This is a genomic window from [Limnothrix rosea] IAM M-220 (assembly GCF_001904615.1).
Classification (GTDB): domain Bacteria; phylum Cyanobacteriota; class Cyanobacteriia; order Cyanobacteriales; family MRBY01; genus MRBY01.
Genome location: NZ_MRBY01000040.1, coordinates 1 through 12,629 on the forward strand (window position 1 = coordinate 1; position 12,629 = coordinate 12,629).

At 46.4% G+C, this 12,629-nt stretch carries 10 protein-coding genes; 3 read left to right on the forward strand and 7 right to left on the reverse strand.

Features of this window, described 5'->3' with window-relative positions; all coding sequences use genetic code 11:
• Positions 1 to 78: 78 nt before the first annotated feature.
• The 4 genes from NIES208_RS14020 to NIES208_RS14035 all read right to left on the reverse strand — a co-directional run bounded on the left by NIES208_RS14020 (position 79) and on the right by NIES208_RS14035 (position 6,140).
• The gene (locus NIES208_RS14020; protein WP_075893610.1) at positions 79 to 381 is read right to left on the reverse strand and encodes a DUF3593 domain-containing protein; all 303 of its coding nucleotides are present in this window, start codon (positions 379 to 381) and stop codon (positions 79 to 81) included.
• Positions 382 to 421: 40 nt separating this feature from the next.
• Positions 422 to 2,101 (reverse strand): beta-barrel domain-containing protein, encoded by a 1,680-nt coding sequence (locus NIES208_RS14025; RefSeq protein ID WP_075893611.1) that lies wholly within the window; start codon positions 2,099 to 2,101, stop codon positions 422 to 424.
• 98 nt (positions 2,102 to 2,199) lie between these two features.
• Entirely contained in the window at positions 2,200 to 5,295 is a 3,096-nt protein-coding gene (locus tag NIES208_RS14030; RefSeq protein WP_075893612.1) for a peptidase domain-containing ABC transporter, read from the reverse strand.
• 104 nt (positions 5,296 to 5,399) lie between these two features.
• Positions 5,400 to 6,140, reverse strand: coding sequence for a peptidylprolyl isomerase (locus NIES208_RS14035; RefSeq protein WP_075893613.1), 741 nt, complete (start codon positions 6,138 to 6,140; stop codon positions 5,400 to 5,402).
• 172 nt (positions 6,141 to 6,312) lie between these two features.
• Between NIES208_RS14035 and NIES208_RS14040 the strand changes: the two genes are divergently transcribed.
• The 3 genes from NIES208_RS14040 (at position 6,313) to NIES208_RS14050 (ending at position 9,276) form a co-directional block, all read left to right on the forward strand.
• On the forward strand, positions 6,313 to 6,912 hold the full coding sequence (locus NIES208_RS14040) for a hypothetical protein (protein WP_075893614.1): 600 nt from the start codon (positions 6,313 to 6,315) through the stop codon (positions 6,910 to 6,912).
• 242 nt (positions 6,913 to 7,154) lie between these two features.
• A complete protein-coding gene (locus tag NIES208_RS14045; RefSeq protein ID WP_225875316.1) occupies positions 7,155 to 7,499 on the forward strand; it encodes an endonuclease domain-containing protein in 345 nt (114 codons plus the stop codon).
• 70 nt (positions 7,500 to 7,569) lie between these two features.
• Entirely contained in the window at positions 7,570 to 9,276 is a 1,707-nt protein-coding gene (locus NIES208_RS14050; RefSeq protein WP_075893616.1) for a tetratricopeptide repeat protein, read from the forward strand.
• On the opposite strand, the gene NIES208_RS14055 is transcribed toward NIES208_RS14050, so the two are convergent.
• The 3 genes from NIES208_RS14055 to glyA all read right to left on the reverse strand — a co-directional run bounded on the left by NIES208_RS14055 (position 9,273) and on the right by glyA (position 12,485).
• Complete coding sequence (locus NIES208_RS14055; RefSeq protein WP_075893617.1) at positions 9,273 to 10,019, reverse strand: 5-formyltetrahydrofolate cyclo-ligase; 747 nt, start codon at positions 10,017 to 10,019, stop codon at positions 9,273 to 9,275. The genes NIES208_RS14050 and NIES208_RS14055 overlap by 4 nt on opposite strands.
• A 14-nt stretch (positions 10,020 to 10,033) precedes the next feature.
• Positions 10,034 to 11,083 (reverse strand): glycosyltransferase family 4 protein, encoded by a 1,050-nt coding sequence (locus NIES208_RS14060; protein ID WP_075893639.1) that lies wholly within the window; start codon positions 11,081 to 11,083, stop codon positions 10,034 to 10,036.
• 118 nt (positions 11,084 to 11,201) lie between these two features.
• Positions 11,202 to 12,485: a serine hydroxymethyltransferase gene (glyA, locus tag NIES208_RS14065; RefSeq protein WP_075893618.1), complete on the reverse strand. Its 1,284-nt coding sequence runs from the start codon at positions 12,483 to 12,485 to the stop codon at positions 11,202 to 11,204.
• Positions 12,486 to 12,629: the final 144 nt, after the last annotated feature.

Genomic DNA, 12,629 nt, shown 5'->3' on the forward strand with positions numbered 1-12,629 from the left:
TCTCTCCCTCTCCATGTCTCCTTTTCTCTAAAGAATTTTGGCTACATTCTTATCAATAACTGACGTTAAATATATTTTCTATTCCTCAGATTTAGAGGACTTCAGTTTGGCGATCGCCCCAGCAAAGCCCAATACAACTAAGACATTAGATAACGTCAAAAACGACTCAGCACTGCCGTGGAGCCAATCAACATTTGCCAATTCTACGCCATATTCATTTTGGGCATAGAGACCCGCGGGAATTGTGATTACGACAAAAACTAATAATACATAAAACCCACTGAGAGCTAATTTTGGTGTTTTCCCAGAGCGCGTTAAAAACCAGAGAAAGCCGAGATAGGGAAAAAGGGAAACGGCAAATAATGTTTCTTTGGAGAACATAAAGTCCTTAAATTAAATAAGTGCGTCATTAGTGCGTAATTTAGCGCGATTCCTTAAGATCCTGGACACGGCGGCTAAATAAATCCGTAAAGACACTGTAAACACGGCGATCTTCGCGAATTTTGATATTAACATTCACCGACATCCCCGACTGAAGCGGTCGCCCATTCAGCTCCTGCGCCTCTAGTGCAATCTTCACGGGAAAACGGTAAAAAGGATAAATCTGATCCGGGGGTAATGCATCAGAGCCAATGCTTAAAATTTCACCACCAATATCGCCATACTCATTAAAGGCATAGGTATCGATGCGCACATCCACTTCCACCGGTTCACCACCAGCCAATGCCTCGTCGTACCGTTGCCGCACAAAACCAATATCTTGGTTCGTCACAAAGACCTCAGCCACCAGTTCGTCATTGGGCACAATTTTGAGTAATGGCTCCGCTTGACCAGACCGAGGCACAAAGCCTTCCCGCGCCTGCAAATCAAAAACTGTCCCATTAATAGGTGCTGTCACCGCCTGATAGTCTAGCGTTTCAGCATTTTGAATCAGTTGCGCTTCGACTTCAGATAACCGCTTTTCATTTTCGACAATAATTTTATTGAGTTCGCTATCAACGACAGCTAAACGTTGTTCAACATTATCAAGTTGCTCCCGCAAAGTGCGCTCTGACGCTGAACGAGTATTGAGTAATTCTTGTCTGGCCTGACTGATATCGAATTGTAATCGCCTTTGTTCTTTTAGGAGCTGGTCAATTTCGGCTAGGCGACTATCGACGCGCTGTTGTTGTTGTTGTTGTTCGATGCCACCGTTAGATCGTTGTTCGATAATCCGCTCTGTGCGGTCATTGAGCTGTTGTTCTTGACGTTCTAATTGCAGAGCAGAAACGGCTCCTTCATCGACGAGGGGCGCAATTTCTTTAATGATTTTCTCTTCGATTTCGAGGCTTTCTTGGGCTTCTGCCATTAGTAATTCGTTGCGATCGCGGATTTCATCTAGTACTTCTCGGTCTGTTTTTAGCTGGGCACGGCGATCGGCGATTTGTACTTCATTTTGATTTGCTAATTCTTGGAGTTGCTGTAGTTCGAGTTCTGCTGCCCGTAATCGAGAAGTAATCTCCTGGGATGAAGCACTTAACCTTGCTGATTGCTGAGGGTTTAATCGGCCACTATTGAGGCCGAGTTGGGCACGAATTACTTGGGTTTCGCTAATAAGACTGAGGCGGTTGCGGGCAAGAGCGACGACTTCTGGTGGCAACTTCATTTCTGCGAGTTGTGCTTCAAGGGTGGCAATGTCTGCATTGTTATTCAGAACAGCGCGGTAAAGCTGGTTTTCTTGGCGGAGGGAATTTTGAATTTGTAACAGAGATTCTTGGTTTGCTTCCGCTGCATCAGAATCAAAAGTTAGCAATAAATCTCCCTTTTTGACTTGATCGCCGTCGGCTACTTCTACGTCTTTGACAACGCCATTGACGGGTGCTTGAATTTCTTGGACATCGCCTTTGGGTTGGAGTTGACCGCTGCCGGCTATGACTTGTTCGAGTCTGGCGAAGTATGCCCAAGTAAAGAAAGCGCCACTAAAAATTAAAATAATCCAAATAATTGCCCGTGATAGAACGGGTGACTGGCGCAACACGACGGGTTGGTCAAACTCGGTAACGGTTTCTGGCTGTTGTTGTGGTGCGGTTTTTCCGTTTGTTTCGGCTGGGGATTGGGTCATGGGTCTGGGCGATCGCCTAAAAAATAGTTTTAAAAATCGAATTTAAAAGTTTTGGTTATGCAAAACCTGAAAAAAGCTTTGTAGTAAAGGTGAAATTTCTATTCGCCACCACCCCGCGTCTGCTGCTGATAAAGGCTGTAGTAACGGCCACGCATTGCCATTAGTTCATCGTGAGTGCCTTGTTCGGCGAGGGAGCCTTCATGCATCAAAATAATGGTGTCGGCATCTTTGATGGTGTCGAGACGGTGGGTAATAAAAAATACGGTTGTGTCGTCAAAGGCGGCTTTAAGGTTATTACAAACTTCCCGCTCTGTGAGGTAATCCAAGGCACTGGTCGCCTCGTCAAGGACTAAAACTTGGGGACGTTGCAATACTGACCGGGCGATCGCAATCCGTTGTTTTTGACCACCAGAAAGGGATGCGCCTCGCTCTCCCACTTGGGTGTTATAGCCATTGGGCAAAGACTCCATAATGAAATCGTGGGCTGCTGCAACCTTCGCTGCGTATTCAATTTCCTCTGGTTCCGCTTCTGGATTTGTGAGGGCAATATTATCCTGTACTGTGCCCTCAAAGAGCAGCGTTTCTTGGGGAACCACACCAATTTGCCGACGCAGGGAATAAAGCTCCACTTTATTTACGTCATAGCCATCTACTAAAATCCTGCCCGACTCCGGTTCATAGAGACGTGATAGCAATTTTGTGAGGGTACTTTTACCTGCACCACTCTGCCCAACGATCGCCACGAATGTACCAGCGGGAAATACCAAACTGACATTATTCAGATTTAGCGGGCCATGCTTTTTAAAGCGGAAGCTAATATTTTCGTAAATTACCTCGCCCTTCACCAATGGCATAGGAATGTTGTCGCGGTCTTCCTCGCCCTCTTGGGGATGGTCAACAATATCGGCTAAACGTTCAAGGGAAATGGCTGTGTCTTGGAAATTTTGCCAGAGCTGAGTGAGACGCAAAATCGGCGATGTTACATAGCCTGCGATGATACGAAATGCGATCAATTGTCCGAGGGTAATGCCTTCCTCTGGCCCTTTCAGCACAAGGGATGTTCCCACCCATAACACCAATAGACCCGACAATTTATTGAGGAAATTACTAATGGAGCTGGAAGCTGTGGAGGTAACGACAGTATTGAAGCCAGCGGAAACATAGCTGGCATATTTTTCTTGCCATTTCCAGCGGGATCGCAGTTCGATATTTTGGGCTTTCACGGTTTGCACACCAGTCATCACTTCCACAAGGTAGGATTGACTTTGGGCATTTTTCTCGGCTTTGGTGCGGAGTTGCTTACGAATAATCGGCGAGAAAATTAGCGTCGTAATGATAAAAACCGGAATAACACCGAGAGAAACAGCGGTCAATAGCGGGCTATACCAAACCATCACGAAGATGTAGACCACAGAAAAAACTGCGTCGAGGACGACGGTGAGGGCTGTTCCGGTGAGGAATGAGCGAATTTTTTCCAGCTCGCCAACCCTTGTGGAGATTTCACCGACAGGGCGTTTCTCAAAGTATTGCAGGGGAAGTCGGAACAGGTGGTCAATGATTTCTGAACCGAGGGTCATGTCAATCCGATTGGTGGTATCGACAAAGAGGCTGGTGCGCACAAAGCCTAAAATTCCTTCGGCGATCGCAAAAATAAGGAGCAGCGAACCATAAACCTGTAGGGTATCGGCACTGCCTTGGGAAATAACTTTATCGATAATTTGCTGAATAATCAGGGGGTTAGCGAGGGCAAAAAGTTGGAACAGGAAGGAGGCAATGAGAACCTCAATGAGAACCCACTTATATTTTTTGATCGACGGAATAAACCAATTTAAGCCAAAGCGTTCTTCGGGAGTGTATTTGCCTTTTTTCAGCAGTAAAATTTCCACTTGACCGGTTTCGTCGCCCCACCCTTCGAGAAATTCTTGGGGTTTTTTCTTAATTAAGCCAATGTCCGGCACTGCAACGACAATTTCGCGATCGCCGACTTCATAGATCACCGCCAAACTATCGCGCCACTTCACCATGACAGGCACAGTTAGGCGCGTCACGGTTTGAACCGGGATTTTAATCAGTTGGGCATTAAGACCCATCAGCTCAGAAATTGCACCGCAAATGGGTAAAGATAATGCACCATAACGTTGGATCTGATCTGTCACCACGCGCCGAATTACATCGCCTTTAAAACGCATCCCAAAATATTGCGCCAACATCTGAAAACAGGCGATCGCCACCCCATCTTCGCCCTTACCTTTGATTAGCGGATAACGTTTAGACCGACGCTCCTCTTCGGACTGCTCTGGCGTTAACCCGACGATTTCAACGGGTGCATAGGGAATCTCTTCTTCTTTCTCTGTTTGGGGTGCAGTCAGAACCTTTGAGCCGTTGCCATTAGAATTTTTGGGAGGGTTATCGTCAAAGGGATCGGGAATGACATCAATGGGGAGAGGCGGTTCTATTGGGGGCGTTTTTTGCTGTTCGAGAATATTCGCCCAAGCCTGTTCTGGGAAACCCACAAGGCGGGCAGGCTGAATTCCTTTAACTTCTAGCTGTTTTGTTTGCTCAAAATCTAACTGGGTGCGGGGCGGCAAGGACAGTAAACTACCACCACCACTGACAAACCACAGCTTTTCTGATTGGCGGAGAATTTTTTGTTCGGCGCTATTTTCGGTGTAGTAGCCCGGCGGTAAATTGCAGACTTCTGCCTGCTCCATCGCTGCATGAACAATATCTTTTAGATTGCCGTTAACCTTGGCTTTTTGAGAAAAGTAATAGCCCAATAAATCAAAGGTCTCGGTAATGGAACAGCGATCGCCGAATTCCTCTTGAAAGACGGGATATGTTTGTAGGAGATACAGAAATTCTTGACTGGTAATATTGAGGCAAATGGCTTCCGTTGAGGCGATCGCCGTTTCACAGGCCACCCCCCGCACTGCATTGACCCAGCCGACCACACCGCCAGTCCTCAGCAATTTCAAAGTCGTTGGCGCTTGGGTTCTCGGTTCGTAGCCCAAGATGCGCACTTGACCTTGATAAACAATAGAAACTTGATGTAGGAGTTTACCGCGCTGCAAAATAGGCTGCCCCATGCGATAGCGAAAGGCGGTCACTTTCCCTCCTAATGCGGCGAGGGCTTCTGGTGGTAGGTGGCTAAAGGGAGCAGTATTACTCAGAAATTCTTGATAGTTGAGTTTCATATTTTCGGCAAATCCTGAGGGTCAAATAATACTAAAAAAATCATTAAAAAAATATCAAAAAAAATTATTAATACTGAAAAAATAAAAGCAAAAAGTTACTTAAATTATTCTAAATGCTCGATCAAAAGTTGTTCTTGCACCTGTTGATTTAGCCACTGCTCAAATTGTTCATTAATTAATCGCTGTTGCATTGTTTCATCTAATTGGGCAGGAATTGATTTTTCGAGGCGTAAAATAACAAACCATTCACCGATTTTGACTGGAGGCTTGAGCTCGCCGGGTTGTGAGCTGCTCAAAATTTGTATCATCGCTGGGTGGGGAACATTCATTTCCACAGGGCCAACGAGTCCGCCAGTCTGCGATTCAGGGCCTTTCGAGTACTCTCGTGCTAGCTCTGGAAAGAGGCTTGCGTCATCCAAAATCCGGAAATATAGCTCTTGGGCAACGCCAGCGTCGTTGGTGCGCAGTAGGGAATAAATAATGCGGTCAAGTTGGCTTTTGCGTTGGACAAAATATGATTCTAAGTTATCGCCCCAGCGCTGCTGTTTGAATTTTTCAAGAAGAATCGGACGCGAGGCGATCGCCGGCAGTTGATCAAAAGCGAGGCCATTTTTCTTGAGCCAATTTTGAATATCTGCTTCGGACTTTAGTTGCCGCTGCTGCACAAATAAATTTATGGCGGCTTTAACTTCCTCTTGGGTACAGGACAGATCTGGCGTTGTGGCGATCGCCTGATCGATAATCATTTCTTGGGCGAGACGAGGCAAAAGTTGATATTTCGCCAAGAGTGATAGCAGCTGCTCTTGATCTAGTTTCTGCTCACCAATCTGGACTTGAAGCGCCATAACAACAAATTAAACATAAATACCTACGGTTGATCATAAACCGACACTTTACGCTTGTCTTGAATTTTTCTTGAAGTTTGGGCGATCGCCTGAGCTAGATGACTTTTCTTGGGGGGAATTTGAGATTTAGATCTGTCGTTACAATGACAGCTAGGTAACAGCTGAAGTGAGTATGCAAAAGATTAAAATTTTCCTCGCGTCTTCGTCTGAACTGAAGTCAGACAGGGAACAGTTCGAGATTTTTATGTACCGAGAATGCAAGAAACGCTTCGATGATGGGGTCTTTCTGCACCTCGATATCTGGGAAGATTTTCTAGATGCGATGTCGGCGACAGGTCTCCAGAGTGAATACAACAAGGCCATTCAGGACTGTGACATTTTTGTGTTGCTCGCATGGAACAAGGTCGGGAAATATACCGCCGAGGAATTTGAAAAGGCGTTCGGTTCATTTGAAGAAAATCAAAAGCCGTTTATTTTTACTTATTTCAAACCGCACACGACAAGGGATCGAGATGAACTAAAAAGCCTCTGGGAATTTGAAGATAAGCTCAATGAACTAAAGCATTACAAAACGCCCTACGAAACCATCGAAGGGTTGCGGGAGCATTTTGGAAATCAGTTGGATAAGCTCGCGAAGAATGGGTTTGAGCAGTTGGGTTTGTCGGCGGCGATCACAGATGATGGCGCAGCAAAAAATTCTCAAACCGGAACAGTGACGGATAATCGCAAAATTTACAATATCGAAAAAATTGATCAAGCTGAGTTCAGTTAATATTGTAAAAAATCCCCCTCCTTGGAGGGGTTAGGGGTGGGTTCTCCGAGGATTTCGTAATAACTTTTTCTAATTAGGATTAGGGTAAACATGAAGCGACAAATTATTCCTTACAAACCACATCTCAAAGATTGGAGGGGTTAGGGGTAGGTTCTCCGAGGATTTCGTAATAACTTTTTCTAATTAGGATTAGGGTAAACATAAAGCGACAAATTATTCCTTACAAACCACATCTCAAAGAGTTGGCAAAAAAGCTTCGCAACAGCATGACTCCCGGCGAAATTGCTGTATGGCAAATGATTAAAGGGAAAAAACTAATGGGGTATGATTTTGACCGTCAGCGTCCCATTGATGAATTTATTGTTGATTTCTATTGCAAGGATTTAATGTTAGCGATTGAAATTGATGGGTTTAGCCATGATTCTTTAGAGGCTCAGCTCAAGGATGAGTATCGGCAAAAAACTTTGGAGTCTTTTGGCATTCATTTTTTACGTTTCTCGGAGTCTGATGCGAAAAATCATTCTAAAAGCGTTGTCGAAGCAATACAGAATTGGATCATGGTATATATTTCTTCTTCTAAAATTTAAAAGTGATTGTTTGTAGGTTGCATAACTGATCGAAACCCCTTCCGGCTTCGCCACCTTCCCCAAGGAAGGATTGATTTTAGATTCGTTTATTTGGACACAGGCAGTGACGGCAGAGAAAATCTACAACATCGGCAATATTGAGAATGCGACTTTTCTGAATCAATCGCTGGATTATCAGAATCTCAAACAACGCATCGACGAAAAACGAGAATATCTAGAATTTCTACAGGCGAAAGGCGACACCGCAAAAGCCATCAAAGCCGATGGGGAACTGCAACAACTCCTCAAAGAACTGGAACAACTTAAAGACTCAGTCTTTCGGCTATACGAAACCTTCACGAAAATCGAGATTAATACCGAACGACTACGGCAGGCAAAAACATATTTTGAGCTGGGGCAATTTCGGGAGGCAGATGCAATCCTCAAAGCGGAGGACATTAATGCCGACCTCGACAAACTCCTCGACCGGGAACAGCAACTCGCACAAGAACAAACGCAGATTCAGGCGAGTAAAACACAGATTGCCGATGAGTTTCTGATTAAGGCGCGGCTGTGGGCGACTTTCTACGATGAAAAAGATTGGTTTGAGCGGGTCTGTGAATACTTCGACGGCGCACTCAGGGCAACTAAAACCACAGAGATTTTGTTTGAATATGCCGTCTTTCTGCAAAAACACAATCAATTTAAAAAGGCTCTCCCCCTCTACGAAGAAGCCCTTGAGATAAGGAGGCAATTAGCGGCAACCAATCCCCAGTCCTTTCTGCCCGATGTGGCGATGACCCTCAACAATTTGGCGATTTTGCACAAAGCATTGAACGAATATGAAACGGCCTTAGGGGAGTACGAAGAAGCCCTTGAGATATACCGGCAATTAGCGGCAACCAATCCCCAGTCCTTTCTGCCCGATGTGGCGATGACCCTCAACAATTTGGCGGTTTTGCACAGCGATCGCAACGAATATGAAACGGCCTTAGGGGAGTACGAAGAAGCCCTTGAGATATACCGGCAATTAGCGGCAACCAATCCCCAGTCCTTTCTGCCTTACGTTGCAGGAACCCTCAACAATTTGGCGGTTTTGCACAAAGCATTGAACGAATATGAAACGGCCTTAGGGGAGTACGAAGAAGCCCTTGAGATATACCGGCAATTAGCGGCAACCAATCCCCAGTCCTTTCTGCCCTACGTTGCAGGAACCCTCAACAATTTGGCGGTTTTGCACAGCGATCGCAACGAATATGAAACGGCCTTAGGGGAGTACGAAGAAGCCCTTGAGATATACCGGCAATTAGCGGCAACCAATCCCCAGTCCTTTCTGCCCTACGTTGCAGGAACCCTCAACAATTTGGGGCTTTTGCACAAAGCATTGAACGAATATGAAACGGCCTTAGGGGAGTACGAAGAAGCCCTTGAGATATACCGGCAATTAGCGGCAACCAATCCCCAGTCCTTTCTGCCCTACGTTGCTACGACCCTCAACAATTTGGCGGTTTTGCACAGCGATCGCAACGAATATGAAACGGCCTTAGGGGAGTACGAAGAAGCCCTTGAGATAAGGAGGCAATTAGCGGCAACCAATCCCCAGTCCTTTCTGCCCGATGTGGCGATGACTGCGATTAATCTCAGTATTTTTTATCTTCAGGCTGTTGGCGATCAGAAAAAATCTATCGCCCTTGCTCAAGAATGCATTGAAATCGCAAGAGATTTTTCTTTTATTCCAATTGTTCAGCAATATGCCGCCGCTGCTCAACAGGTTCTCGATGCATGGGAGCAAACTTAAGATCCTTTAAGCTTTTTCAAAATTGGAATTGAACGCCACTGCTCCGGTTTGATTTTGTCCCAGTCTAAGCCCTGCGGTTGTGGGTGACTATGATTTGTCGCAATTGCCCGTTCCGGCGTGCACACCCAATCCAATGACCAATCATGGGATTCTAGCGGCAATACTTTCGACGACACCAATTGTTCCGCGTGAATGGTGGTGGCAATCTGCATCTCATCTTTAATCAACCCAAAATGTTGTAACATCGCCAGTTCGAGATCCGCAAACCCTGCCCCTTTTCCGGTACGTCCCCCAGCCTTACTCGCCGCGACACAACCCACGATCGCCAAATCCAGAGGCCTCATTTCCGTAAAACTTACCGGACGACCAAGCTGTAAAAATACTTTTTTTTGGGATGCCACCGCAAAACTAAGACCCCGCTCTAAAACCCATTCCCGTCGTAACACCACAAAACAATGGTCATCCACTAAACGGGGCACAGCCATATAAACCAGTTTGCCATCCTCTAGAGCCGCTGCCCTGACGGGAGCTTGGGGTTGATCCGGATTACATTTGACCACGCGAGCCTTGCGCCACATCTCTAACTGCCGCAACTGCGCCGCCGCCTGCTTTGCCCCCAGAAAATTTGGGATATGACCACGGGGATCAATCTGTACAGCCTTCTCCGCGACCAAACGCTGCCATATTTTTTGTCGGAGTATTTCCTTTGGTGGGCAGTACTGCGACCAAGGATTTTGAGACATTTTTCTCACCCAAATTACTTTTGAGTTGTGGCCACATCACGGGTACGCCATAGCTGCCAGCCAATTGTCCCCAACAGCACCGATGTCCCCGCAATGACAATTTCGCCCCTTGCTAGGCCGGCGATCGCCAACGCAAAGCTCCCAGACCAAAGGGTGAGGAGATAGATAAAAATCACGGCTGTTTTTTGGGAAAAACCGGCACTGAGTAAACGATGGTGTAAGTGACGTTTGTCCGGTTTGAAAGGAGACACACCATCCCCTAAGCGCGCAAAGACAACCACCGTCATATCTAGCACCGGCACCAGCAAAATAATATAGGGCAACATTACCGCTCGCGCCGTCGGCTCCCCCGATAACCCAAGGGTTGCCAAGCCCGCCAAAATAAAGCCAATAAAATAAGACCCGCCATCGCCCATAAACAGTTGAGCTGGATTGAAGTTGTATCGCAAAAACCCAATGGCTGCACCAGCTAAGGCGATCGCCAAAATTGCCACCGAAGGTTCACCAACCACCAACATCACCACAAAAAATAAAGTACTCGTAATGCTAGTCACCCCGGCAGCAAGACCATCAAGGCCATCAATCCAGTTAATGGCATTCACCATCCCCACCAGCCAAATGAGGGTAAACGGCAAACTTAAAAGACCAACGGAAAAAGCCGAGCCAAAAGGCAGCGCCAAATAGTCGATACGAACCCCAAAATACCAAGTGATCGCCGCCACAATAAATTGTAAAATTAGCCGAGAAATCGCACTCAGCTCGAACAAATCATCCAGTAAGCCAATGGCAAAAAAGGCGATCGCCCCAATGAGTAAAGCGAGTAAGGGAACATCGCCCCTCAAATTAATACCAGACTGCAACAATCCGTAGGCGATCGCGGCGATCGTGCCAGTAAAAATAGCAGTACCACCCAAACGCACCATCGGCTCACTATGCACCTTCCGTTCGTCAGGTTCATCAAACAGACCACTCTGCAACCCAACGGTTTTGACAATTGGCGTTAAAACTAAAACAAGACTAAAGGAAATCAGAAAAATAATCGGGTAAAAAAGTTCCGTTGGCATTGGCTTGTAAACGGTAATAAAAATCAGTTCAGTCAAAGAAAAAGCTTAGGCCTCTTTACTTCATTAAACCTAAGCTCTCCGTATTTGTAGAAAATTAATTTTGACAAAATTTAGTTAACTAAACTGCCGTGGCAACGGGCATCTGAAGATGGGGATACAGCGGGAACTTCTCACACAGATCAGCCACTCGTCCGAGACAATCTTGCTTAATCGCTTCATCCTCAGGGTTTAGCAGGCGATCGGCGATGATATTTGCAATCTCTGCAAAGTCTGCCTCAAGCAACCCACGGGTAGTCATAGCCGGGGAACCAAGACGGATACCGCTACCAATCCAAGGCTTCTCAGGATCAAAGGGAACAGTATTTTTGTTAGCTGTGATGTTAATCGCGCTAATCAGCTGGTCAGCACGCTTACCATTCATACCAATGGAACGCATATCCACGAGCATTAAGTGGTTGTCAGTACCATCAGAAACCAACTTAAAACCCCGGCTAACCAACGTTTTCGCCATCGCTTGGGCATTCGCAATCACCTGAGCTGAATAAGCCTTAAACTCCGGCTTGAGGGCTTCACCAAAAGCAACCGCTTTACCCGCAATCACATGCTCTAGGGGGCCACCTTGGGTTCCGGGGAACACAGCTTTGTCAAATTTCTTACCGAGGTCAGCATCGCGGGTCATGATCAAACCGCCACGGGGGCCACGCAATGTTTTGTGAGTTGTTGTCGTCACCACATCACAGTGGGGCAAAGGATTAGGGTGATGCCCAGTGGCAACCAGACCAGCAATGTGAGCAATGTCCGCCATCAGATACGCGCCAATCTCGTCGGCGATCGCCCGGAACTTTTCAAACTCAATAATGCGAGGATAAGCAGAATAGCCACAAATGATCATCTTGGGCTTTTCACGGAGGGCAATCTCACGGATTTCGTCATAGTCCAACCGCTCAGTTTCCTTATTTACGCCATACTGAACCACCTCAAACCACTTACCCGAAACATTCACTGGTGAACCGTGGGTCAAATGACCACCATGGGATAAATCCATCCCCATAATCTTGTCGCCCGGCTCCAGCAGCGTTAGAAATACCGCGAAATTCGCCTGAGCACCAGAGTGGGGCTGCACATTGGCGTGGGCTGCACCAAACAGCTCCTTGACACGGTCAATGGCAACTTGCTCAACCTGATCCACAAACTCACAACCGCCGTAGTAGCGTTTCTTTGGTAAACCCTCTGCATACTTATTCGTTAAAACAGAGCCTTGGGCAGCCATTACCGCTGGAGACGTAAAATTCTCGCTAGCAATCAGTTCTAAATGCACCCGTTGGCGATTGAGTTCACTGGCAATCATGCCGGCAACGAGGTCATCGGTTTGCGCCAAAAAATCAAGGTTGGTATGAGTCACAGTTAAAGTCTTCCTTATTTCGCAGTATCAGTAGAACGTGAGGAGAGTAGACGGCTATTTCACGATCAGCAGCTAAAATTTTAGCAAATCTTTTTCACCAAAACTCTCATCATAAAGTCTTCAGGGTTTCAATGTGTCACACAA